13 protein-coding genes are annotated in these 24213 nt (G+C 57.7%); 6 read left to right on the top strand and 7 right to left on the bottom strand.

The genetic code is table 11. The features are described 5' to 3' along the window. Positions 1–76: 76 nt before the first annotated feature. The 3 genes from ACYZTX_RS04450 to ACYZTX_RS04440 all read right to left on the bottom strand — a co-directional run bounded on the left by ACYZTX_RS04450 (position 77) and on the right by ACYZTX_RS04440 (position 13960). Positions 77–7135 (bottom strand): TcdA/TcdB pore-forming domain-containing protein, encoded by a 7059-nt coding sequence (locus tag ACYZTX_RS04450; RefSeq protein WP_462033119.1) that lies wholly within the window; start codon positions 7133–7135, stop codon positions 77–79. Between the two features lie 77 nt (positions 7136–7212). Continuing rightward, the gene (locus ACYZTX_RS04445) at positions 7213–7473 is read right to left on the bottom strand and encodes a hypothetical protein (protein ID WP_462033118.1); all 261 of its coding nucleotides are present in this window, start codon (positions 7471–7473) and stop codon (positions 7213–7215) included. Next, positions 7439–13960, bottom strand: coding sequence for a TcdA/TcdB pore-forming domain-containing protein (locus ACYZTX_RS04440; RefSeq protein ID WP_462033117.1), 6522 nt, complete (start codon positions 13958–13960; stop codon positions 7439–7441). Before ACYZTX_RS04440 ends, ACYZTX_RS04445 begins: the two co-directional genes overlap by 35 nt. Between ACYZTX_RS04440 and ACYZTX_RS04435 the strand changes: the two genes are divergently transcribed. From ACYZTX_RS04435 to tnpC, 3 genes are all read left to right on the top strand, one after another. Continuing rightward, positions 13946–14227: a hypothetical protein gene (locus tag ACYZTX_RS04435; RefSeq protein WP_462033116.1), complete on the top strand. Its 282-nt coding sequence runs from the start codon at positions 13946–13948 to the stop codon at positions 14225–14227. The two genes, ACYZTX_RS04440 and ACYZTX_RS04435, sit on opposite strands and share 15 nt — an antisense overlap. A 311-nt stretch (positions 14228–14538) precedes the next feature. Continuing rightward, positions 14539–14898, top strand: coding sequence for an IS66 family insertion sequence element accessory protein TnpB (tnpB, locus tag ACYZTX_RS04430; protein ID WP_412041168.1), 360 nt, complete (start codon positions 14539–14541; stop codon positions 14896–14898). A 17-nt stretch (positions 14899–14915) separates the two neighbouring features. Further along, complete coding sequence (tnpC, locus tag ACYZTX_RS04425; protein ID WP_462033115.1) at positions 14916–16469, top strand: IS66 family transposase; 1554 nt, start codon at positions 14916–14918, stop codon at positions 16467–16469. A gap of 135 nt (positions 16470–16604) precedes the next feature. On the opposite strand, the gene cobJ is transcribed toward tnpC, so the two are convergent. Genes cobJ through cobG form a run of 4 tightly spaced genes read right to left on the bottom strand, consistent with a single transcriptional unit; the run spans position 16605 to position 20965 of the window. Further along, positions 16605–18308 carry a precorrin-3B C(17)-methyltransferase gene (gene cobJ, locus ACYZTX_RS04420; RefSeq protein WP_462033114.1) on the bottom strand — a complete coding sequence of 568 codons (1704 nt, stop codon included), beginning with the start codon at positions 18306–18308 and terminating at the stop codon, positions 16605–16607. Then, positions 18308–19039, bottom strand: a complete 732-nt coding sequence (locus ACYZTX_RS04415; RefSeq protein WP_033053597.1) for a precorrin-2 C(20)-methyltransferase — start codon at positions 19037–19039, stop codon at positions 18308–18310. The genes cobJ and ACYZTX_RS04415 overlap by 1 nt, the downstream gene beginning before the upstream one ends. Continuing rightward, on the bottom strand, positions 19039–19665 hold the full coding sequence (locus ACYZTX_RS04410; protein ID WP_462033113.1) for a precorrin-8X methylmutase: 627 nt from the start codon (positions 19663–19665) through the stop codon (positions 19039–19041). The genes ACYZTX_RS04415 and ACYZTX_RS04410 overlap by 1 nt, the downstream gene beginning before the upstream one ends. Then, positions 19658–20965, bottom strand: coding sequence for a precorrin-3B synthase (cobG, locus tag ACYZTX_RS04405; RefSeq protein WP_462036984.1), 1308 nt, complete (start codon positions 20963–20965; stop codon positions 19658–19660). The genes ACYZTX_RS04410 and cobG overlap by 8 nt, the downstream gene beginning before the upstream one ends. 144 nt (positions 20966–21109) lie before the next feature. Between cobG and cbiE the strand changes: the two genes are divergently transcribed. The 3 genes from cbiE to ACYZTX_RS04390 are packed head-to-tail and all read left to right on the top strand — an operon-like array spanning position 21110 to position 24136. Further along, positions 21110–22321: a precorrin-6y C5,15-methyltransferase (decarboxylating) subunit CbiE gene (gene cbiE / locus ACYZTX_RS04400; protein WP_462033112.1), complete on the top strand. Its 1212-nt coding sequence runs from the start codon at positions 21110–21112 to the stop codon at positions 22319–22321. Further along, a complete protein-coding gene (locus ACYZTX_RS04395) occupies positions 22314–23411 on the top strand; it encodes a cobalt-precorrin-5B (C(1))-methyltransferase (protein ID WP_462033111.1) in 1098 nt (365 codons plus the stop codon). The genes cbiE and ACYZTX_RS04395 overlap by 8 nt, the downstream gene beginning before the upstream one ends. After that, on the top strand, positions 23408–24136 hold the full coding sequence (locus ACYZTX_RS04390; protein ID WP_462033110.1) for a cobalt-precorrin-6A reductase: 729 nt from the start codon (positions 23408–23410) through the stop codon (positions 24134–24136). The genes ACYZTX_RS04395 and ACYZTX_RS04390 overlap by 4 nt, the downstream gene beginning before the upstream one ends. Positions 24137–24213 lie beyond the last annotated feature (77 nt).

Genomic DNA, 24213 nt, shown 5'->3' with positions numbered 1-24213 from the left:
CAACAACGCCCCGTAGAGGCGCGCAACGCAAGACTGGCCATTCCACTGACCATCACCATTGCGCTGCAGCTCATCTTTAATGGGGTAAAAGGTTATTGGGTTCCCTGACAGCCATCTTCGTCATGAGTGCCGCAAGCTGATTGTCTCCGTCTTCGATAGCCAACGCTTGCACCAAGTCATCCTGGGTAATAGTCATCGTAGCGCCATGGACCTGAAGACGCAGCTTCACTGGGTTGTGCGAGTTTGAATCGGCGAACTGATCGCGCACGATCAGAGTGTGCCCGGTGGCCGGGTCAGTCAGCAGCAACTGCCCTTCGACCCAGCTGACCCGCCAGGCATCCTGCGCGCCCGTCTCTACAATCAAGGTGCTCGGCATCACCGAGCGGCGACAATCAACCACAATGCACTCAAGCTGTTGCCAGACAGCGCCGGACACATTACAGCTGATTGCATCCGGCCCATAACTCAAGATCAACTGACTGACGCCATCAGGTATCAACGGCATCAGGTCCTTTAATTCGCCCTGAAACTCCAGCAACAATACCTCGGACTCCCGACGTGCAACGCTGTTCTCCAGCCACACGTCCCTCGAAGCGCTGTAAGTCAGTTGGCTGGGCACTTCATGGAGCAAGGCTGTCTTTTTCTTTCGAACACCCAGCAGTCGGGTTGACAGGCCCGTGTTGATTTCGCCAACCACCTGATCAATGGCCGCGACGTACCATTGATACTCCGAGTAACCGACAACCGCTATAAACGCTTCGTGGGGATGCTCGCTCACTAATGCTTTCAAGGCGCGCCTCACACCCGTATGGTAAGGATCACTCGTTCCCTGCGTCGCCCGAACCCAATCTCCCGTGACGCCGACGATACGTGCCGGCTTGCCGAAATGCATCTCGAGTTCGACTCCCTCAAGCGTCCGCCCTCGCAGACCGGCCTCATGTGCCCACACCTGAGCAAAAGACCATTGCGACCATACCTTTTGTGGCGTAGGCAGCAGGTCCTGCCGCAGAAGTTGCAGGCCATTTTCAAAGAGTGTCGGTAGTTGTTCAGGCTCAAGAAACGCTTGACGATAGAGCTGACCCGCGGACACATCCAGCAGCCAGCCCGCCTGTTCATCTCGCGTCGTTGCCACTAACCGTACTTGCTTTTCCGGTGCCATGTCAGCAATCAACCATCGATGGTCGGTGTACCAGGCGAACAGTTTTGCATCCCCCCTGCCGCTACCCAGACCAAGAATCGCAAAGCTCGACGCTTGATAGTCCTTGGCAATAGCCTCGACCTCTGTCCACCATTCAAAACCAATACCCAACGGCCCCCTGGCATCATCCAGCCAGTTTTCAGTTATCGCGGCCAGCTGCGATTGCCCTTGGTCATCGATATCGAAATACAGCCCCTGACCGGTCAACGCGACGTAGCGCCCTTCATTGGCGATGACCTCAATCACATTGTAGGGATCGATGCGCTCAGACTGCGTATCCACGCCAGTGACCGCCGGCCCGATCTTCTGGCGATAGAGAGTGCGATTGCTCTTGTCATAGAACAGGACGATATCGCCTGCACTCGTCACGGGTGTCAGCAATAGCGGACTCACCGGTCCGCCCGGCCCTTCGGTCTGGGACATATTGGGACGGATCAGCAGGCCGTCGGCATCACGCACCCAAGTGCTGACCGGATCTTTTTTACCCTCAGTCAAGGGTGTGATCGAGACAAAAGCTGCCGGCATATAGTCCACGACCTTCACTTGGGTCAAAGGCCAAAGTTTCGAATCCCGGACCAACAGTTCGTAATCCCAAAAGAAGTTTGACCACCTTCCCATCACATCCTTGAGCAGCAGACTGCGCTGACGTTCGGTCAGGTGGCCTGCGATTGCCATCAGCTTCACTTCATCCCCGCCCAGCAGGTAGATCACCTCGGCTTCACGCCCCGTGCGCTGTGTCACCTGCTGAACAATACGGATGACCCCCTGCCCGAGATCTTGAAACACCGAAATACTCGAACCGGGCACCGGATCCATCAGACGATAGAATCGATTGACCTGCCCCGTGACCACGTCAGAGCGCCAGACGAGTGCTTCCCGCGGACAATAAAAATACGCCTGCCCACCCATAACCGCGCCCAGCCTGGCTTGGTTTGCCAGCGCTGACGGTAAGTCGCGAGCGTAGATAAAACGATCACGGGCCTGCTCATAAAAAGCCGTGGTCAGTTGTGGATCTTGCGGGTCTGCGAACGGAACCGGGAAATTCTGTACCGCTGTGAACGGGCTGGCCAAACGATGGGTGCTGGCCAGTTCCCTGACCCGCGCCTGGACAATCGCAGTGTCGACAGCCGGGTCGGTCTCCAATTCTTCGAGCAGCAACTGCCGGCGTGTCCAGTCAACCCGAAACGAATTACGCGATGTCTCGATAATCAATTCAGGCGTACCGGTGATCTGGACGTCGACAGCACCCAGCTTCAGCTGGCCCTCGCCGACAACAATATCCACTTCGTTCAACCAGAGCGCATGCAGCGTCCAGGCCATAGGACGAGATTTCTGAGCCTGTGACAGACTGACCAATCGTACGCCCGGGGTGAGTGTCAACGCGCAATGGCCGCCCAAACCTTCAATGCTGTAGGACAGTTTGCCGTGCAGTATTTTGGGTAGCTCGGGCACCAGCAACGAACGCGGAGCCTCATCCAGCAAGATGTTGATCGTTGTCTCGACTTCCACCGGATACAAGTTATGCAAGATGTACTCGGAGGGAAACTTGTAAAAGGTAAACCAGAACTGGCGACTGCCTGCAGCGTCGTACTCCAGCTTCAGCGCGGTTTCAAAATGCTCGGAACGCGTGGTCGAAAACGGCAGCGCCGAGTAATCGTACCCGAACCAGGTCTTGGCCACGCAAGGCAATACGATCGCCTGAAAGATCGTCGGGTCGGTAATCGTGGCATGCTCCGGCAACCCGAGTTGTTGTCGAATGTTGATGGCTTTTGAACGATCCGGATCATGATCCGGCGGATTCAACGTGTAGGTGTTTGCCGAGAGAATCTCCTGACTATCGAAGGTGATTCGCTTCTTGCGCAAATCAATCTCGCGGATATGCGCGTATGGATTGGCATAGAACATCCCTTCCTTGATCGAGTGCCCACCCGTGCGATAAGCCTTATTGACGCGATTCAGGTACTGACCGATCCGCCGCCCTCGCTCCAATGTGCCGTTGAACCCCTCTACCAGCGCGCCCACGCCAATGGCTAGCCCGCCCAGGATCACGCCGGCTCCGCCAAGAAATGCAGCCGTCGTAGTCGCGCCTGCGAGACCCGCGCCTACGCCGGCCACCGACAGTGCCAGACCTGCCGAATCGAACGCCAATTGCGTGCCGTATTGCGCCTGTTGCAGATCGTCCTTGGCATTGGTCAGCAGGTAGATATCAAAACCAAGAGTGGCGAGTTGCAGTACCGTGGCCAGACCATCCCTGGCAATATGCCCCAGCGCATTGACTACCACCGAGGAGGTGGTCCGGGCCACGAGTGATGCGTCGCTCAACGCCACCTGGAACACCTTGACCAGCTCTACGACGTCGAGCAAATTGCCATGGGCCAGCTGCGCGTAACTGAGATAGCCATGCATTTGCACGGCAGTCGTCAGGCTCCGGTCCTCATTGAAGTCGGTGACTTGCTCGTGGGATTTGAGCGCCATCAGTAGCGCCTGAACCGTAAAGGCCGCATTCAGGGTATGCACAGCGCTGACGCCGGTCGGGTCGACCTTGCCCGGTACTGACGGCTTGACCGACAGTGTCTGGAAGGTTTCCGTCAGATAAGAGCGGATTCGCGACAAGACACTGTCAGTGCTCGATACCCTGACGATGCGCGCGGGGTCCTTGAGATGGACCAGGCTGATTTCATAGTGACCGCCAGGCATTTCTCGCACACTGTCGAACACCGGAGTGAAGTCTCGCCCCAGGTTGCTTTCCGTGTGTAGACGAGCAGCGCTGTGCTGGATCTGTTGTGCCCAGTAGCGAGCGTCCAGTTCGTTCAGTCCACGCCCCAGTCTCGCATTTTCCGACAACGAACGGGCCCTCAATGCGGCGTGATGCTCCCATGGTGTCACCGTCACACTGGCACTGATCGGATCATGGCTCAGCAAACCCGACACCGTATGGTGCGACGCAAGCGGTTGATCGGCGATACGCGGGCCATTGAGGTCGACGACGTTGAACGTCGCGTCCATCAAGTGACTGATGTCATACAGTCTGGACAGCTCCGGGCTGCTCAAAAATTGCTCAAGACCACGGTGCAAGCCCTGTGCCTGTTCAAACCCGAAGACACCAAAATTCGGATCGTAGAAGCGGTAGTCACTCGACGCCCCATTGACGATTTTTGCGACCAGCAGGGAATGGCTTTCAGTGTTGAGCATCAGGGTGCTGGTGGATGTCCTGGCCTCCAGTGTCTGCATGACCTGATCCAGGCGGGACGCCCCCAACAAGGTGCCGGACCGCGCCATTGGCACCGTGCGCAGCTCATCGAGGGTTGTTAGAAACGCATGGGTTTCATTGGCATCGGGCGAGAGGTTGGCATTGGCCAGCCTGCCGCTCAGAGCGTCCACGGCAGAAGGGCCTTTTTCGAGGGCCGCCGCCATGGCCAATACCAGTGGATAACAGCGTCTTCCGGGATCACCTTCCCCCCTGATCAGCAATCCCTGAGGCATCAACCTCCCGCCGGAGGCGCCCTGCGCGATGAAGGTTTCCAACACCGTGGCACTGCGCTCGAAGATAAGGTGACGCAGCTCGTATTGGGTCTGGAACCTGATCCTGGCAATGTGCTCACCCCATTGGCGCAAGCTCAGCGGCGTCTCGAATGCAAGTGCCTTGAGTACCTGAGCGCTGTTCTTCAATGGCTCAGTAGACATCCGGGCCAATGCAAATCCGGCTTCAAATGCAGGATGCCTACCCGTGAGCAAGGCTTGCTCGATAGCTACATAACGCTGGGAGAAACCGAGATCGGCGGTGCTCTCTGCGAGAGTCCGGATTTGCTGCCAGGCGCTGTCGAAACCGATGTTATCCAGCGTCTGCGCGCCGAACAATCCACCGAGCAGCACTCGATGCACAGGGCTCAACTGATCGAGCGGCAGAGACCCGTGACCAATGCGGACAATCATTTCATTCAAGTTACCGATCGGCTCAAAGCCGTGAGCGACCGGAAGGTCGACATTGCCTTGTGCCAGTATCCGCTGACGCTCATCGAAGCTCAGGGACCAAGGCCGATCGAAGCTCAGATCACCACTGAGCTTTTCGTTCATGGCGCGGATCAAAGGGGTGCCCAGGTCATCCAGCAATCGCTGCAAGACGTCGGTCAGCAGTACCGGGCGACCTTCAATCACCGGCCAACCTTTTTCGAAGGTCAATAGCTGACCTTTTAGCAGCTCACTGATGTTGCCCTTGAAATAGGATTTATAGCCACCCTGCCTGCTTTTTTCGATTTCAAGATTGAACCAGTCCTCCTCAGTCTTCGCATTATCTTTCCAGCTGTGATGGGTTTCTTCTTCGGTGGCGAGGTTGAAGCCGTCGAACAGGTCAACCCGATCGCTGATTAACTGGCGGGCCTCAAGGACCGTATGGTTGTCGGCGAAGTCACTTAATCCGTTGGATACCGCCGAAGGCCCGCTCATCACAATGGCCGATTGGGCACCGAATTTGATGCCATCGGCATCATAGTCATTGATTGCCTGCAAAAAGCCGTCGAGGCTTTGCAAATTCATTGTCCAGGTTGAAGTCGGACCGTATTGTTTTTCCAGCTCACGGATAATCAGATCGGGAAATGCCTGGCGATCCTGAAGCGATACATTGCTGCTTAAAGCCTGCGCAACTACCCGGTCCCTAAACTGGTAGTTGCTGCGAATTTTTTCCATGATGGCAGCCAGCTGTGCAGAACCCGCATGACCGCTCAACAGCGCATTGGATAAGCCGTTGAATGGCGTTTTTATTTGATTCGTCAGCAAATCGGGAGTGTTTTTGTTCCCTACGCGCAGACCATCCGACGCAACCATTACGTCATTGAACGGCGCAAAAATATCGCCAAGGGACGGCATGCTTTGGGCAAAGGCTGTCAACGCTTCTCTGTGTAGCTGAGGCACCCTGGGACGAAAATCCGCATACGCATTGCCCCGACTCGGAAGGATTTTCGGGTTGTGATCGAGCAGTATCTGCATCACACCTATACGTTCTTCGGCATTGAAGCCAGCGAGATCCACGCCACCGAGCTGCTTATGCAGCGCCGGCAGCAAATCCGTATCAAGGTAGGTTCCACTTTCGATATTCACTGCCTGTAAACGCGTGATATCGGATGCGGCGGCCAGATTGGTGCGAAAAGAAATTTCACGTTCATAAATATCGAACAACGGCTGGTCGAAAAGCTCAACGCGAATGTCCCGACGTGCAACTCCCACCCCCTCCAAAGATTGAAGATTGCGAGCTTTTAGCGCCTTGAGCGCAACTTCGTCCTGGCCATAGGCACTGACCAAGAGATCGATTCTGGCCTGATCGGCGCTTCCTCCGGCCCGAGTGACGGACTGGATATGATCGAACATCTGCTGTCGCAACACGCGAGTCCGTTCGATATAACGACGGGCCAGAGCAGCAGCCGTATCGACGGTGCTCTGCATTCCAAGCGCCTTGGCTGACTCAACAATAATTCGATTGGTCTCATGGGCCAGCAGAGCATCGCTGTCATACCACAGATTGAGGCTATACCCCTCTGGAGCCAGCAGTTGCCTCCAGACATTAATGTAATCTCCCTGAATTGCGCCAATGCCGCCGCCCACCCAGACAAAGTGCAACTTTTTGGGTACAGGCTTGGCAGTGCTCAGCAGTTCGACGGTTGTATTTAGACGCCGGAAATAGTCCGCCAACTTACCCTGAACTGTTTGCAGAACGGTACTTGAACCACTTGGATTTATTGATTCAAGTATTTGCTTCAAGAGACTTACTGGCGTCAGCTGGGCCTGCAGAGTCGATGCTTCGACAGCACCTTCGTAGTAACGCAAGGCCGCATTATGCTCCGGCATGGATTTGAAACCATTCAACGCCGATTCCAAATCGCGGCGCCCTAACAACGTCGAAAAGAACTCAGTCTGCGTTAGCGTTACAGAAGCTTTACTGTTCATTATCATTTCCTTATGAAAACAAACCGACAGCCACTCACACATTGAACAGTGTCCAATGTGTGAGTGGCTTTCAGAATTCAACTTACTACTGCTTCAACTTTTCCGACCGGCAAAAGCTTATTTAGCAACACGCTATTCAAGGTGTCCTTTCTGGCGAGCAGGGCCTTGACCACTGTCGATACCGCAAAGGACTGATAGCCGTCCAATGCCAGAAACACATCTCCACGCAGGGCTGGATCCACTGCAAATACTTGACGAAAGATCAGACTGTGTCCGCTGTTGGAATCAACAATAACCAAATGCTCATCGACCCGGTTCGCCCATAATTGATCCGCCACCACGATATCCCAGATCAATTTTCCTGGAGCCGAAGGCGGGTGATCGAGTGAATAGCGGCAATCGACACTGCAAGTAGTCAGGGTCTTTGACAGAAAGAAAATCAGCGCATCGATGTCCGTTCGCCAGCGCCGCCAGGCCTTCACGCAATTCACCTTCCAGTGCCGCGACCCAATGGGTATCAACGCCCGTAATCCGTGCGGGTTCGTTGTGCTGTAAATCCATCTCCAGGCCTTCGAGAGTCGTTGCCCTCAGACCAGCGCCTTCCACCGTCACGTCGATAAAGGTCCAGGGCGCCCATTCCTGCGTGGGGGCCGGCAATGCCTCCGCCTGTAACAGCTTCGTTCCCTGGGCAAAAGCCGCGTTCAAGTGGTCCGGATCGATAAAGCCCTGGCGAACAATCTTGCCGGTTGAAAGATCGAACAGCCAGACGGCCTGGTTGTCCGGGGTAATACTCAGCAAACGTACTTCTTTCCCATGCCCCAGGTCAGCGAGTAGCAGTCGATCCTCAAGGTACCAGGCGCACAAACGGGCATCGCCCTGAAAGCCAGTCAACCCTAGAATGGCAAAGCTCGACACCGGGTATTGTGTCGCCACCGTTGCCAGTGCGGACCACCACTGGGGCCGGTTTTTGAACCAGGTTTCGGTCAGTCCGCCCAAGCGCAGATGCCCATCCGGCATCATATTGAAGAATAGGCCGGAGTCGGTCAGCGCGAGATAGCCCTGCTCAATAGCGATAACATTTTTCAAACCTTCAGGGGCAATTTCTCTGGAAGACCATTGGGCGCGACCATCTACCATCGACTTCTGCTGTCGCACAAGTTTTCTGGCTGACTTGTCGTAGGTGACAAACACTTCGCCCTCGACCCCTGCGGGAGCGATGAGCAGAAGATCGGTTAAAGCCTTGATCGAATCTTTCCATCCCCGCGCATGACGCCGCCGAGTAGGCGCACGAAGAATCAACCCGTCACTGTTCCGGACCCAGATCAGATCCCGGTCCTTGTCCTCCAGTTGCCAACAAATCGATACCAGTGCACCGGGACGCCAGTTCACGGTACTCGCTGATTCTTTCTGCAAGAAATAGTCGCCCAGCACCTGCTTCCAATCAGTCAATCTGTCCCCGTCCAGAACTGACTGCAGTGCAGGAACCATACCCAGGGTGATTGAGCTCAGCCACACACCCCCGTCATGGATCAGATAGGTGAGTTCATCATTCTGGCCGGTCTTTCGAGTGAGTTGCTGCACGATCTGAATACCGCCATTGGCCACGGCCTCACAGCGGAGACTCGCCTGGTCATTTCTTACAAGCAAACGATAGCGCTGAATCAGCGTTCCCGCGGTTGCATCAACCTGCCAGACATAGAAAGACTTGGGGTGATAGAAGTAGGCTGAGCCCTCCACCATCGCCCCCAATATAACCTCATCGGCAAATAGCTCCTCCGGGTCGCGTATATACAGAAAACGATCCTGGGCCGAGTCGTAATAGGCGGTGACCGTCCTGGGCTCGTCCGGACTTTCGAATGGAACCACGAACTCATGAACGGAGGTATAAGGCATGGCGAGTCGATGTTCACGGGCCAGTGACTTGAAATGATCCAGCAACGCTTGCTCCCCGAGCGCCGCATCCGCATCCTCTTCGACCAGCTCCAACCGCAGGGCAAAAAGATCAACACGCATGATCTTGTTGCCAGCCAGCTTGAGCAATACATCGTGAGCGCCGCCACCACCAAATTTCACACTCAACGTGGCTGACACAAGACGACCCACAGATTCTATCTGGATATCTTCCTCTTTCAGCCAGGGAGCGAGTAGAACCCAGCGAGCTGCGATGTGGAGTGGTGTATTTAGCTCAAGACCAACGCCTGGATTGAGCAGCACGGAACATTGAGCACCCGCACTTTCAATCCGGTAGGTAATCATGTCATGCCACACTTTGGGTAGAGCAGGCACCACCAGCGAGCGCTCAATGTTGTCGAGACGAACATTGAAAACTGTTGGTTTGTAGACAGGGTTCAATCGATAGGCAACGTACTCACCGGGAAACGAGTAGAACGAAAACAGAAACTGCCATTGCCCCTGTTTGTTCTTTTTCTCCAGACGACGTGCCGTATCGTATCCACCGGCATGACGAAATGTGACAAACGGCAGTAACTTGTACTCGTAGCCGTACCACGTCTTGGGCGTGCAAGGCAGAACGATCGTTTGCCCGGCCTTGGGTGAAAAAGGTGCCGAGTCGGGCAATTCAAGGCCCTGGCGAATATCGGTGGCACGTGCGTAATCCACATTGAAATCCGGAACGCCGAAATGGTCTCGCAGCGGGAACAGTTTCGGGCTGTCGAAGCGGACGGTGGATTCATGCAAATCCAAATCGGCGAATACCAGCAATGGATGTGCAATCCAGGCATTCGACGCCTTATCCAGGTGATAGCCGCCTTCTAAATAAGCTTTTTCCAGACTCTCAAAAAACCGCGCGACCTCCTTGGCCTCCTCCGCAATGGTGGCAAAACCTTCGGCCAGTGCAGCAACACCCACCGCCAATCCGCCCAGAATCACTCCGCCGCCCCCCAATACCGCAGCAACCGTGCCCGCACCTGCAAGTGCGGCGCCCAGGCCTGCGGCGGCCAATACCACGCTGGCGGAGTCGAACGCCAGCTGCGTGCCGAACTGGGCCTTTTCAATATCATTGTTCGCGTGGCTCAATTGGTAAATATCAAACCCGACATTCACCAGTCCCAACACAGTCCCCACCCCTTCGTTGGCAATATGCCCCAAGGCTTTTTGTACAAGCGGTACGCTGGTTCGGGCGATCAGCTTTTCATCGTCCAGTGCCTGGCGAACCAGTTTGACAATGCCAATGACATCCACAACGTTGCCATGGGCCAGTTGGGCATAGTTCACATAAGCATGCAGGCGAATGGCTGTGGTCAGCGCATTGTCACCACCGCTTGCCGCGCCTTCATGATGGCGCAACGCGTTCATCAAAGCCTGTAGGGTGAAACCGGCATTGAGCGTATGGACACTGCCCGCGTCAGTCGGATCGAACTCGGGGACTGGCGACTGTTGTTTGTTGGCCAACGTCTCGAAAAGCCCGGAGAGAAACTCCTTTATCCTGAGAAACCGGTGATCATCCGTTGTGACATGCGCCATGGCCTGTCCAGCTTTGGGGTCGACCAGACTGATCTTGTATTCCCCGGCCGGTGTAATCTCCAGCGTCTCGAACAGCGGTACGGAATCCGACGACAACGTGTGTTGGACCTGCAACTGCCTTGTCGCCTGCGCGATCTGCTCTCCCCACCAGTGGGCATCCAGGTCTCGCAAGGAGCTGCCCAGCGCCACATTGCTCACCAGCGATCGCCCACGGGCACTGGTATAGCGTTGCCGAACCCCTGACAGCGTTTGTTCAGGCAACGCGCCGGGCTCGAACAAGCTTGACACTTCGATACCGGACGCAAGCACCCTCTTGTTGAGGCTGACCCCGTCGAGCTCGATCAGATCAAAGGTCGGCCTCTGCGCATCGCCAAAGGCTGCGTAATACCTGGCCATCTGCTTGCTGATGAAAAAGTGCGTCAATGCATCATTGAACGCCAGCGGTGTAACAAATTCGAAGATCCCGAAATTCGGGTCGTAGAGCAGATAAGTGCTGTGCTCGCCTTCAAAAGTTTTCGCCACCAGCATCGAGTGGTTATCAGAGTTGAGCATCAAGGTAGCGGTGGCTGTTTTCTCTTCCAGCATCGCTACGATCCGAGTCAGATCAGAGCGCATCAATGATTTGCCTATATCACCAACAGAGGCATCACGCAGCTCTTCGATGATGTTCACAAACACCCTCGAATCACTCGCCTCAGGCTCAGTGACGGCCAGGTAAAAGCGTTCCCGCAGTGTGTTTGCCGCATTGTTGCCTTTGTGAAGCGCAGCAGCCATGGCCAACGCCAATGGGTAACAGCGCCCGGCGACCCGGTCGCCCGCGCCTTCGAGCAACAAGTCCTGCGGCACCATTTTGAAACTGCCATGATCGAAGCTTGCCAGCACTTCTCCCATTTGCTCGCTGATCCGGTCGCGGTATTCGAGTTTCGCCACGTGCTGAATTCTGGCGACCCGACGCCCCCACTCAACCAAAGTCAGCGGCTGATCGAGCGCCTGTTGCTTGAGTTCGACACTGGTTTCAGACAGGGTTGCGTTCGGGTTGGAAGTACTCGCCAACCCCGCCAGGAATGCTGGATGGTTTTGCTTGAACAGCTCCTGTTCAATAGCCCCATAACGATGAGAAACGCCCAATTCCGACACCGTATTGGCCAGGTTCTCCAACCGCGCGCTGACAACATCAAAGCTGCGTTGATCCAGTGCCTTTGCCCCCACCAACGCACCCATCAACAACCGTTGCAGAGGGTTCAGTTGCTCGACCCGCAAGGAGCCCTTGCCTATTTGGCGAAGAATTTCATCGATCGGCAAATCCCGAGTCGCTGCCTCATTGGGAAACGCCGGCGGCGGGAACTCAACCTCTTGCGCAATGATAGATTGCCGTTCATCGAAACCCAGCTGCAGTTGCTGTTCGAACGTTATTTCACCATCGGCACGTTGGCTCATTGCCTGCAAAAATGGTTTGCCAAGACTACCCGCCAAGGACTGCAGCAGGTCAGTCGACAGCACATGCCGACCTTCGATCACCGGCCAGCCATTGTCGAAATGGATTGCCTGGTTTTTGAGTAACTGATCCAGTTTGCCGATATAGCGCGCCTTGAACTGCCCCGCCTCCCAACGCTGTTTTTCTCTACTCAGCCATTGAGTGGTATCGCTCTCATTCTCCTTCCAGGAATGATCCAACTCTTCCTCAGTCGCCCGGTTGACGGTTCCGATGGCGGCAATAGAGACTTCTGCTCGGGACGCTACAGCGCCCAGCGGGGTGAAATGCATCTTTTCGTAGTCCGCCAGTCCATCGCGCATCGCCGCAGGCCCGGTCAGATAGATCGTCACTTCACTCTGCGGACGGATACCGTCGCTGTAGTACGCAGCGGCAGCCTGAACCAAGAAACTGACCGATATTTCCTCCTCCTGCAGCTCATGCAAGGGGCCGAATCTTTTCTCGACCACCTCCTCGGCCAGACCACTGACTGCTTGTGCGTCGATAAGCGCAATCTTTCTTTCAATGGCCAACCGGGCGGTAGCATCAACCACCTCATAGTTGAACCTGAAACGATCAAGAACGGCCTTGAGCATTGCGGAACCGGGATGAGCCATCATGAATGTATTGCTCAACGTGCTTTGCACGGCGACTGCTCGCAGCCCATCCGGCCGAACCTGACGCTCTACCGGAGGGCGGAAAACACCGCTGATATCAGGGTTGCTTTTGGCAAAACTCTCCAGCGCTTCACGGTGCTCCAAGGGAATTTGCTTGAAATAGCTTGTGTACTTGCTGCGTATAACCTGTCGACCTGGCATCCACTCAGGACTGTGGTCAAGTATCAACTGCAGAACCCCCATGCGGGCATCCGAGCCAAACCGGCTGATATCCACCCCACCCAGGTTTTCTAACAGCGGCGGCAGGTTATCCACATCTGCATAGCTACCACCTTCGGCGAACAGCGCTTCGGCGCGTACAACATCTGAGGCAGCCGCAAAATTGCCTCGCAAGCTGATTTCTCGTTCGTAGATATCTTGCAAGTACAGCGGTGTCGCCTCGGTGGCGAGATCGCGCAGAACAATACCGCCCTCACCCAATGCCAACAGACTACGGCGGTTGTTTTCCCTCAAGGCTTTCAAACGGCCTTCATTTTGGCCGAAGCCTCGAACCAACAGTCCGATTCTGGCGTCGTCAGCGTTCTCGCCGCTTTCTACTGCTTTGTTAATGTGCGCAAACATCTGTTGCTTGAGGGCGATGGCCCGTACTTCATACTTGTCGCCCAGTTCAATAGCGGTACTACTGGCCTGCCCACCACTAAGCATGGCATCAGCCTTGGCCGCCTCGACAATAATCCGGTTGGTTTCGTAAGCCAGCAGCGCATCGCTGTCATACCAAAGCTTGAGGGTGTAACCCTGCCCGGCCAACGTCTGTTTCCAAATATTGATATAGTCGCGCTGAATATCTCCTATACCGCCGCCGAGCCAGACGAAGTGCAAATTGTCAGGCACTTGGGTTGCCGGGGTTTGTAATTGCTGAACCCCGTTCGCGAGACGAACCTCGAAACCGTCAAGTCGTTCGTAGATATCTGACAGGTTGGGGGCTGCGCTCTCGGGAAGAGATTCTGTGGTTCGCCGCTGTCGGCCGACAGGCCCGATGAAAGAAGCCAAAGCCTGCTTTAACAAGCCGAGCGGTTCCAGCAGCCTGGGGGAATCGAGCAAACCGATGCAACCAAAGTAATACCTGAAGACGGCGTCGTATTCGGCCGTTCCTTTGTGCGAAATCAAAGCGCGCTCAAGTTCTGCAACTTTAAATAAATTAACAAACTTGATGTGGCTACTCAGGGGCGGGGTATAGAAATGACTATTAGACAAAATGCTCTCCTACCATCAATCATGCAAATAAATATTGAAAACCAGACACGCACAACAGGCTATCCGGCTTCTATCAACAATGAAGATCGTTATCTTTCAGTCGCACAAATACTGCCCGGCAACCAGGGTAAATATCTCGCCTTCTTTTCGAACAAAACCAAACCAATATGGCAAAGCGGCCGCTTCACACGAGAGACACTAAATCGTGTGAACGGGCACATCAAATGTGAAGAAATTCAATTAATTTCAATGCAGCAAAACTTATGAAGAAATAAAACTTCGTATTGCAGTAGTTACATAAATGCACACATCAGCCGAAACCCTGAACCCTGCGATAAACAGGCGACTCTGCCATTCATGCGCAAGATTGAGACATTCAACTATAGAAAAGGACTACACGAACAGTGGAAAGTAGCAATAAGCACCCGTCGAATTTACTCTCAGCAAGAGTAATAAATCCGACAACAACTGTTGAAATAGATGACGATTCAATCGTATCCGCTCCACGAACCCCACATTCCAAGCGAATAGCTGACAACGGATGCTGTACTCCCGATTTCCATCAGGAGCCCATCACCATGATGCGTCCCAATGCCAGTGTTGAAAAAGTGTACCTCTACCCCAAACCGGTGGACTTTCGAAAGTCCATCGACGGCCTGGCTGCGCTGGTCGAACTGGATATCAAAGTCGCGGTGTTTGACCCCGTGCTTTTCGTTTTTCTGAATCGCCACCGCAACCGCGTCAAGGTGTTGTATTGGGAGCGCAACGGCTTCTGCCTTTGGCTCAAGCGTCTGGAGTCCGAGCGGTTCAAAACTTCACCCGATGAACTGGATGAGGCCATCGTGCTGACGGTGCAAGAACTGAACTGGTTACTGGATGGGTTTGACCTCTGGCGCAACCGGCCGCACAAGGTTTTGACTCCAAGGTTTGTTGCCTGACGGGTATAATCCAGGGCATGCGACCATTGCCCGAAAACCTTCCTGACGATCCTGTACTGCTCAAACAGATGCTGCTTGAGAGTTACGAAGCACGCTCGCGCGAGCAGGAAGTCAAAGACGCTTACGCCACCCACATTGTTGATCTGAAAGAACAGATCAAGCTGTTGCGTGACCGTATCTTCGGGCGCAAATCCGAGCAGACGGTCGAGCCCAACACACCGCAACTGGCACTGTTCAACGAGCCCGAAAGCGAGCCGATGCCTTCAGTCGGCGACGCTGACGAAGAAGTCGTTGCTCCGACTCTACGCCGTGGTAAGCGCAAACCCTTGTCGGCTGATCTGCCGCGTATCGAAGTCATCCACGAACTGCCCGAACACGAACTGACCTGTGCCTGCGGTTGCCGCAAGCATGTGATCAGTGAAGAAACCAGCGAACAGCTGGACATCGTGCCGATGCAGATCCGCGTGATCAAACATATCCGCAAGGTTTACGGCTGCCGTGGCTGTGAAACAGCGCCGGTCACCGCCGACAAGCCCGCTCAATTAATCGAAAAGAGCATGGCCAGTCCAAGCGTGTTGGCGATGCTGCTGACCACCAAGTATGTCGATGGCTTGCCGCTGCATCGTTTTGAAACGGTGCTAAGCCGACATGGCATAGAAATCCCGCGCCAAACGCTGGCCCGCTGGATTATCCAGTGCGGCGAACATCTGCAACCGTTATTGAATCTGATGCGCGAGCGGTTGCTGGAAAGTCCGGTCATCCACTGCGATGAAACCCGCGTCCAGGTACTCAAAGAGCCGGATCGAGACCCGACCAGCCAATCCTGGATGTGGGTGCAAGCAAGCGGCCCGCCGGATCGCAAAGTCGTGCTGTTCGACTACACCTCCAGCCGTGCGCAGGACGTACCGCTGCGTCTGCTGGAAAGTTATCGCGGCTACGTCATGACCGACGATTACGCAGGCTATAACGCGCTGGCGTTGCAGCCGGGCGTGGAACGTCTGGCGTGCATGGCTCATGTACGTCGCAAGTTCGTGGAAGCACAGAAAGTGCAGCCCAAGGGCAAGACCGGGCGTGCCGATATCGGGCTGACGATGATCAACAAGCTGTATGGCATCGAGCGTGAGCTGAAAGACGTCAGCGACGAGCAGCGATTTATCGGTCGGCAGGAAAAGAGCTTGCCGATCCTCGCCCAGTTGAAAAGCTGGCTGGATAAAACGCAGTCCCAAGTGACACCGCAAAGCGTGCTGGGTAAAGCGGTTAATTATCTGGCGAGCAACTGGCTTCGGCTGGAGCGTTACGTTGAAGCTGGTTTTTTACCTATCGACAACAACGCGGCGGAGCGTGCAATAAAGCCGTTTGTGATTGGGCGCAAGGCCTGGCTGTTCAGCGATACACCCAAAGGCGCCACCGCCAGTGCGCAGATCTATAGCTTGGTCGAGACCGCCAAAGTCAACGGCCAAGAGCCCTATACGTGGCTGCGCCACGTACTTGAGCGCTTGCCGCATGCCTCGTCGGTGGAAGACTACGAAGCCTTGCTGCCGTGGAACTGCTCACCGGAAATGCCACGGTAAACGAGAGGCCCACCTGGCGATAGGTGTGCTTCATGGATCGGATACATTCAATCGTCGAAACAATCGAAGCGAAAGGCAGGCCGCCAAAAGGGTACAGACGTTAAGGACAAGCGGCCCCAACGGGGCCGCTGTGGTTCAGGAGGCAGGCTTGTTGCCATACCAGCGCGGTGTGTAGACCCAGTCGCCACCTTCGGCGCGGGGGAACACGCAGGTGGTGGACGAGCCGATCAGCACCATGGTGCGCATGTCCACTTGCTCAGGCGTGAGAGCACCGAGTGTGGTAATTCGCAGCGTCTGGCCGGGCCGGCCGATATCACGCCCCAGAACCACCGGGGTTTGCAGCGTACGATGCTGTGCGACGATTTCCAGAGCACGGCCCAACTGCCACGGTCGCGAGCGGGAAATCGGGTTGTAGAAAGCCAGCGCCAGATCGGCTTCGGCGGCCAGGTCCAGACGCTTCTCGATGATCGACCACGGCTTGAGGTTGTCCGACAGCGACATCACGCAGAAGTCATGCCCCAACGGTGCACCGGCCTGAGCGGCGGTCGCGAGGGAAGCAGAAACCCCCGGCAGAATCTCCAGATCGACGCTATGCCAGGCCGCCTCACTCGACTCGTGCAACGCTTCCAGCACCGCGGCCGCCATGGCGAACACGCCGGGGTCGCCGGACGAGACCACAATCACCGAACGCCCTTGGGCCGCCAGTTCGAAGGCGTGACGGGCACGCTGCATCTCTTCGCGGTTGTCGGTGCAATGCAGCACTTGATCCGGCCGAAATGGGCCGGCCATGCGCACATAGGTTTCATAACCGAGCACGTCAGTGGCTCTGGCCAGTTCGGCTTTCACCGCAGGCACCATCAGTTCGGCAGCACCCGGGCCCAGGCCGATCACCGCCAGTCGACCACGAGGGCGGCCGATCTGCGTAACGTCCAAGGGCTGTTCGGCGATCGCCAATGCCAGGTTCGCGTCGATCGGGATAATTGTCGCGCCGGGAATAGCCCCGCGAGCCAGCTCGCTGGCATCACTGGCAGCCGATGCAAAACGCAGCGCCACACCCAGCTCAAGCGCCGCTTCGCGCAACGCCGGACTGGCCATTTCCGTGGCTGGCGCCAGCAAGCACGCCAGCGATTGAACGGCGACTCGCGCCTGGCGCAGCGCCGCGCGAATCGCCTGGGGCAAATCCGGCACACTGGCGCTGACCGCCAACAACACATTGCGCGGGTAGATCAACAATTCATTGGCAGCCGGTGTCCGCTCGGCATTACCGACATGGATCGACAGATGCGCTTGAGGATCTTCCGGCAACTGCGCCTGCGCCAGCCACGGCGCAGCACCTTCGACGCGTACGCTTTGGCCAGCGAGCAAATCCGAGACAAAGCGCTTGCCCAGTTCCAGATCGCCGAGGGCGTAACCGCTGGGTGGATTGAGCAGGCAGGTGCCGAAGCGCAACTCACCGCTGGTGGTGATCGCCGCAGCAACCTCGAGACCGGCGGCAATCTCGCGAGCCATAACGTTCACGCCACCGAGGCCACCGAGCAGCGGCACCACGGCGCTGCCGTCTTCGGCCACGGCCAGCACTGGCGGCTCGGCGCCTTTTTCCAGCAGTAACGGCGCCAGGGTACGGATCACGATCCCGGCTGCACACAACGCGATGATCGGCGTGTCCTGTTGATAGAACTCACGCAAGGTGGCGCCGAATTCGTGATAGACGCGGTCCGCACCTTCCACCCGCTCGGCCAGACCATGGATCAATGCGCCAGGGTAAAGCTGCGCAATCTTGCGCGCAGTCGCAAGGCTGCCATTGCCCAGGATGACAATCGCCGGAACTGGACGGGACATCAGCCTTGCCACCGTTCGCCGGGCACAATGATCAGCGAGAAGTACGGCGACGACATCGGCTCGACCTGATCCAGCGGGACGATTTTCTGGTTGGCCATGGTCGCGCGTTCAACGTACAGCGCTCGCTCCGCCAACCCGAGCTCTTCGAGCACCTGACGGACCTTGGGAAAGTTGCGCCCCAATTTCATGATCACGGCGGCATCGGCATCGGCCAGACGACGCTTGAGATCGTCGGCGGGCAATACACCCGACAGGACCGACAAACTCTGATTGCGATACACCAGCGGCGCACCCAGCACCGAGGCACCACCAAGCATCGAGCAGACACCCGGCACGACTTCGGCTTCATAGCGCTCAGCCAGACGATCGTGCAGGTACATGTAGGAGCCGTAGAAGAACGGATCGCCTTCGCAGATCACCGCCACGTCACGGCCAGCGTCCAGGTGCGCGGCAAGTTCTTCACCGGCCGCATCGTAGAAATCGCTGATCACTTGTTCATACGACAGCGGCGCCGGCAACGCTTCGGTGGTCACCGGATACACCAGCGGCAGCAGTGTTTGCGCGTCCTGCAAATGCGCCTCGATGATGCCGAAGGCGTTGCCTTTTTTGCCCTTGGCGACGAAGTACGCCACCACCGGCGATTCGCGCAGCAGGCGCAGGGCTTTGACGGTAATCAGTTCCGGATCACCGGGGCCGACGCCAAGACCGATCAAACGTCCAGGTTGCTGCATCATTCGATCTCCGTGGCGAGGGCGTTGACGGCGGCGGCGGCCATGGCGCTACCGCCCAGCCGGCCTTGCATGATGACGAAAGGCACGCCACGACTGTCCGCGGCGAGCGCGGCCTTGGATTCGGCGGCGCCGACGAAGCCCACCGGGAAGCCTAGGATAAGTGCCGGTTTCGGTGCGCCGGCGTCGAGCATTTCCAACAGATAAAACAGTGCGGTCGGCGCGTTGCCGATCACCACCACACTGCCTTCCAGATGCGGACGCCATAGTTCCAGCGCAGCAGCGGAACGGGTGTTGCCCAACTCCCGGGCCAGATCAGGAACGCTGTCATCGCGCAGGGTGCAGATGACCTGATTGTTCGCTGGCAAACGCGTGCGGGTCACGCCTTCGGACACCATCCGCGCGTCACACAGAATCGGTGCGCCGGCGGCCAGCGCATCACGCCCGGCCTTGCCCGCGCCTTCGGAAAATTGCAGCCCGTCGATGGCGTCGACCATGCCGCAGGCGTGGATCACACGGACCGCGAGCTTTTCCAGATCCGCCGGAATACGCTCGAGGTTGGCCTCGGCACGAATGATCGCGAAGGAGTTGCGATAGATCTCCTGACCGTCGCGGATGTAATCAAGCATCAAGGGGGCTCCGTGAGCGGGCGTCGAGCAAGGCTGCGACCGCTTCAATAGTAAGGTTGCGTGCGTGCAGCGCGCCGAAACCCGGCTGCGCTGCGTCGCGAAAATAGAGGTCGTAGTGACCGGGAGAAACCGCCAGCAAAGTGGCCGGCGCTATGTGCGCGGCCGCGCAGGAACGCTGACAGCCGGACAGATGCAGGTTCAGTGTCTGGCCGTGACGTTGCAGCAATGCCGCCAGTTGTCGGGCATCGCCTTTGGTGTCGGCCAGGCCTTTGCCGCAACCGGTCGAGCCGGTGCAGGCGATCAGGTGCGCCAAGGCATCGTCGGCCGAGCAACGCAGGCCGAGTTGTTCAAGACGGTGGATAACTTCGCGAGCATCGTCGCCATGAACACCGGGCAATAACAGGCTTTGCCAGGGTGTGAAACGCAGGCTGCCATCGCCCTGGTCACGTGCCAGTTGTGCGGCGCCTCTGAGCATCGCGCGATTGAGGCGACCCAGTGGCGGAACCGCGCCGATATACACACGCTCGGCCTCGCGCTGTGGATGAACGCCGATGTGCATGACACCCGGACTTACCTTGCGCTGCCAACCCGTGATCGGCATCAACGGCATACGTTCGGCCAGACGAGCGAGAAACCCGTCGAGCGAGCATTCAGCGAGCAAATGCCGCATGCGTGTCTGGTCGGGACGCGCCAGGTCAAGAAACAACTCAAGTACCGCGACCACCACGGCATGTCCCTGCTCAAGCGACACGGTGCCTGCCGGCGTGTCCACGGGACACCCTGCGAGCCCGAATGCGAACACTTGCTCGCCCTCGCGTTCAGTGGCGGACAGCCACAGATCATGAGGATGTTCGAGCATCGCCAAACCTTCACCACCATCCAGCTGCACGGCGAACTTGGCACTGAGGTCGTGGAAGCGCTCATGGCTTTGCAGCGTGACGAGGATCTGCTCGGCCAACGGGCGCGTGTCGAACAGCATGTGCTGATCAATTCCCGCACTCGGGCTGAGCATCAGGTTGCGCACATCGTCGCCAGCGGCGGTGCTTGGGCCCAATCCGGCAGCCATCAGGCCATCGATCAAGGCGCCCTGTTCACTGCCAATCCCGCGAATTTGCAGATTGGCGCGGTTGGTCGCCTCGATCACCCCGCCAGCGAAACGCTCGGCGACATCGGCCACCGCGTCGGCCTGAGCCGCACTGATCGAGCCGCCATTCAACTTGATCCGGCAGATACCGCCGTCCAGCGCCTGGACGATACGCAGCAACCCCGGACAGGCCGAGGGGCGTAAGGCGAAGGACATCGGGCGTTTGTTCAAGGGGGCGACCGGCAGTGTGGGAAAGGCGCTTCGCGGGTGAAGGCGCGGTATTATGCCTGCTTTGTTCGACGGCATGAAAAGCCTGCCCGTCGGAACAGTCCGTTTGAGGACTTTTTTTGAGGACGGCAGATGTCACCCTGGCTGACAGTAGTAGGTATCGGTGAAGACGGCTTCAAGGGCCTGGGCAAAAACGCCCGGCACGCGCTGCTGCGCGCTTCGCGGATCATTGGCGGTCAGCGGCAACTGGATTTGCTGCCGGTGTGCATCCGTGGCGACCGGCAGTTGTGGCCCAGTCCATTCTCCCTTGAACCGGTTTTGGCGCTGCGCGGCGAACCGGTCTGCGTGCTGGCCAGCGGCGATCCGATGTTCTTTGGTGTGGGCGCCAGCCTGGCCCGGCAGGTATCCGGCGATGAAATGCGAGTACTGTCGGCGCCGTCCTCTTGCTCGCTGGCGGCGGCACGAATGGGCTGGCCGTTGCAGGATGTGGTCACGCTTTCGGTGGTTGCACGGCCCATCGCCGCCCTCAATGCGCAGTTGTTCAGCGGCGTGCGTTTGCTGGTGTTGAGCAACGACGGCAAGAGCCCGGCCGCTATTGCGACGTTGCTGCGTGAACGTGGTTTCGGCCCGAGTCGCCTTACCGTGCTGGAGCATCTGGGCGGTGCAGCCGAACGACGCATCGAGGGGGTCGCTACTGACTGGAACGACCCTCGGATCGCCGACCTGAACCTGATCGCCATCGAGTGCATCGCGGAACCTAACGCGCAGCGCCTCTCCCGACTGGCCGGCCTGTCGGACTCAGCCTTCAGACACGATGGCCAACTGACCAAACGCGACGTGCGCGCCATCACCCTCGCGCGTCTCGCCCCCATCCCCGGCGAAGTGCTGTGGGACGTCGGCGCCGGCAGCGGCTCGATCGGCGTTGAATGGATGCGCGCTCACCCAAGTTGCCGGGCGCTGGCCATCGAAGCCGATGAAGGGCGGCAGTTGTTGATCGAACACAACCGCGATGCCCTCGGCGTCCCCGGCCTGCAATTGATTCGCGGCAGTGCACCGCAAGCCTTGGCCGGGCTCGAGCGTCCGGATGCGATTTTCATCGGTGGCGGCGTCACCCGCGAGGGCGTGCTCGACACGTGCTGGGCTGCACTCAAACCCGGCGGCCGACTGATCGCCAACGCCGTCACGTTGCAAAGTGAAATGACCTTGATGGCCTGGCGCGAGCAGCACGGCGGCGAACTGACGCGCATCCATGTCGCGCAGGCGCAACCGTTGGGGGACTTCGATACGTGGCGTCAGGCGTTACCGATAACCTTGCTGGAAGTGACGAAGCCTTTCGATGCGTGACGAAACCGCCGAACAACCCGCACCGCTGCGCAGTGGCCTGACCACTGGCAGCTGCGCCACCGCCACCAGCCTGGCCGCCGCGCGCCTGTTGCTCGGCGGCATGTCTGCCGACGCGGTGCAGATCGTGTTGCCCAAAGGCAAACAGGTGCAGATGCGCCTGGAGTTCTGCCGGTTGACCGATGACGGCGCCGAAGCCGGAACCCTCAAGGACGCAGGCGACGACCCGGACGTGACCCACGGCGCCCTGCTCTACTCCCACGTGCGCCTGAATGCCCAACCGGGTATTCGCTTCAATGCCGGTCGCGGCGTCGGCACGGTGACCCGGCCGGGGCTGGTGCTGGGCGTCGGCGAACCCGCGATCAACCCGGTGCCACGCAAGATGATCACCGATCACTTGACCCTGCTCGCGGAAGAGCTCGGCTACAGCGGTGGCTTTGAGGTGACCGTCAACGTTGAGGACGGCGAGGCGCTGGCGCTGAAAACCATGAACCCTCGACTGGGAATTCTTGGCGGGCTGTCGATCCTCGGTACCAGCGGCATCGTCCGGCCGTTTTCCTGTGCGGCGTATATCGCCTCGATCCATCAAGGCATCGACGTCGCCAAAACCAACGGTTACCTGCACATCGCCGCGTGCACCGGCAATGCCAGCGAAAACACCATGCGCCGGGTCTACGACTTGCCAGAAATCGCCCTGATCGAAATGGGCGACTTCGTCGGCGCCGTGCTCAAACATCTGCGCAAAGTACCGGTGGATAAACTCAGCCTGTGCGGAGGCTTCGGCAAGATCAGCAAACTGGCGGCCGGGCACATGGATTTGCACAGTCGGCATTCGAGCATCGACCTGCCGCAACTGGCCGAATGGGCGGCGGCGGTCGGGGCGGATGAGTTGCTGCAATCAGCGATTCGCGAGGCCAACACCAGCCAGCAAGCGTTGGCGATGGCCAGCGCTGCGGGGATCGCCCTCGGTGATGCGGTGTGTCAGCACGCCCTGGACTTTGCTCGCAGCGTGGTGCCGGCGCAGGTTCAGGTCGAAGTGTTTGCCATCGATCGCCAAGGCGGGATTGTGGGCCATGCGGGAGCTTTTCAATGAAGCGCATATTGCTGCTTGGCGGCGTGACGGAAGCCTTGGCCATCGCTCGTACCCTGGGGCCGGAACACATTTATAGCCTGGCCGGTGTCGGTCGCGTGCCGAGCGATTTGACCTGTCAGGTTCGCGTTGGTGGCTACGGCGGTGCCGAAGGCTTGGCGCAGTTCATTCGCGATGAACGAATCGATCTGCTGCTGGACGCAACCCACCCCTACGCAGCACACATCAGCCAGAACGCCGCCACCGCCGCACAGTTGAGTGGCATTGCGTGCTGGGCGTTACGGCGTCCTGCCTGGCAGCCACAGGCTGGCGATGACTGGCGGGATGTCGGCGATTGGGCCGATCTGATCGAAGCACTGAAACCCTTTCACCGACCGCTGTTCACTCTCGGTCGCGAACCGTTGCAGCACCTGCATGAAATCCCGCCAGAGCAGTTCTGGACCTTGCGTGCACTGGACGTGTACCCGGGCAACGAGCGCTGTGAAGTCATCGGCGCGCGTGGGCCGTTTCTGATCGAAGATGAACGTGAGTTGTTTGAGCGTCGGCAGATTGATGTACTGATCAGCAAGAACAGCGGAAGTACGGCGACCGAGCCGAAACTGGAAGTGGCACGGGAGCGTGGGGTGCCGGTGATTGTTTTGCAGCGGCCGGTGTTGCCGGGGGTTGATCGGGAGTTTGGGTCGGTGGGTGAAGTGCTGAGAGCACTGTTGGTGTCAGACGATTCCTGATTCCTGCCTAACCCCGCGACTTTGCCGGCAACACTCTCGGACGGAGCCGGCTATCCACTCTATGGCTTCAATCCTAT

Source organism: Pseudomonas sp. MDT1-17 (assembly GCF_054898105.1).
Note: the sequence above shows the minus strand (reverse complement) of the source record. Positions and strands in the feature narration are given on the sequence as shown.

What these genes read in the sequence shown, in the direction of transcription:
- ACYZTX_RS04450 (WP_462033119.1), bottom strand. Translation starts at nt 7,135, where the DNA reads ATGAACAGTAAAGCTTCTGTAACGCTAACGCAGACTGAGTTCTTTTCG.
- ACYZTX_RS04435 (WP_462033116.1), top strand. Translation starts at nt 13,946, where the DNA reads ATGACTATTAGACAAAATGCTCTCCTACCATCAATCATGCAAATAAAT.
- tnpB (WP_412041168.1), top strand. Translation starts at nt 14,539, where the DNA reads ATGATGCGTCCCAATGCCAGTGTTGAAAAAGTGTACCTCTACCCCAAA.
- tnpC (WP_462033115.1), top strand. Translation starts at nt 14,916, where the DNA reads ATGCGACCATTGCCCGAAAACCTTCCTGACGATCCTGTACTGCTCAAA.
- cobJ (WP_462033114.1), bottom strand. Translation starts at nt 18,308, where the DNA reads ATGTCCCGTCCAGTTCCGGCGATTGTCATCCTGGGCAATGGCAGCCTT.
- ACYZTX_RS04415 (WP_033053597.1), bottom strand. Translation starts at nt 19,039, where the DNA reads ATGCAGCAACCTGGACGTTTGATCGGTCTTGGCGTCGGCCCCGGTGAT.
- ACYZTX_RS04410 (WP_462033113.1), bottom strand. Translation starts at nt 19,665, where the DNA reads ATGCTTGATTACATCCGCGACGGTCAGGAGATCTATCGCAACTCCTTC.
- cobG (WP_462036984.1), bottom strand. Translation starts at nt 20,965, where the DNA reads ATGTCCTTCGCCTTACGCCCCTCGGCCTGTCCGGGGTTGCTGCGTATC.
- cbiE (WP_462033112.1), top strand. Translation starts at nt 21,110, where the DNA reads ATGTCACCCTGGCTGACAGTAGTAGGTATCGGTGAAGACGGCTTCAAG.
- ACYZTX_RS04395 (WP_462033111.1), top strand. Translation starts at nt 22,314, where the DNA reads ATGCGTGACGAAACCGCCGAACAACCCGCACCGCTGCGCAGTGGCCTG.
- ACYZTX_RS04390 (WP_462033110.1), top strand. Translation starts at nt 23,408, where the DNA reads ATGAAGCGCATATTGCTGCTTGGCGGCGTGACGGAAGCCTTGGCCATC.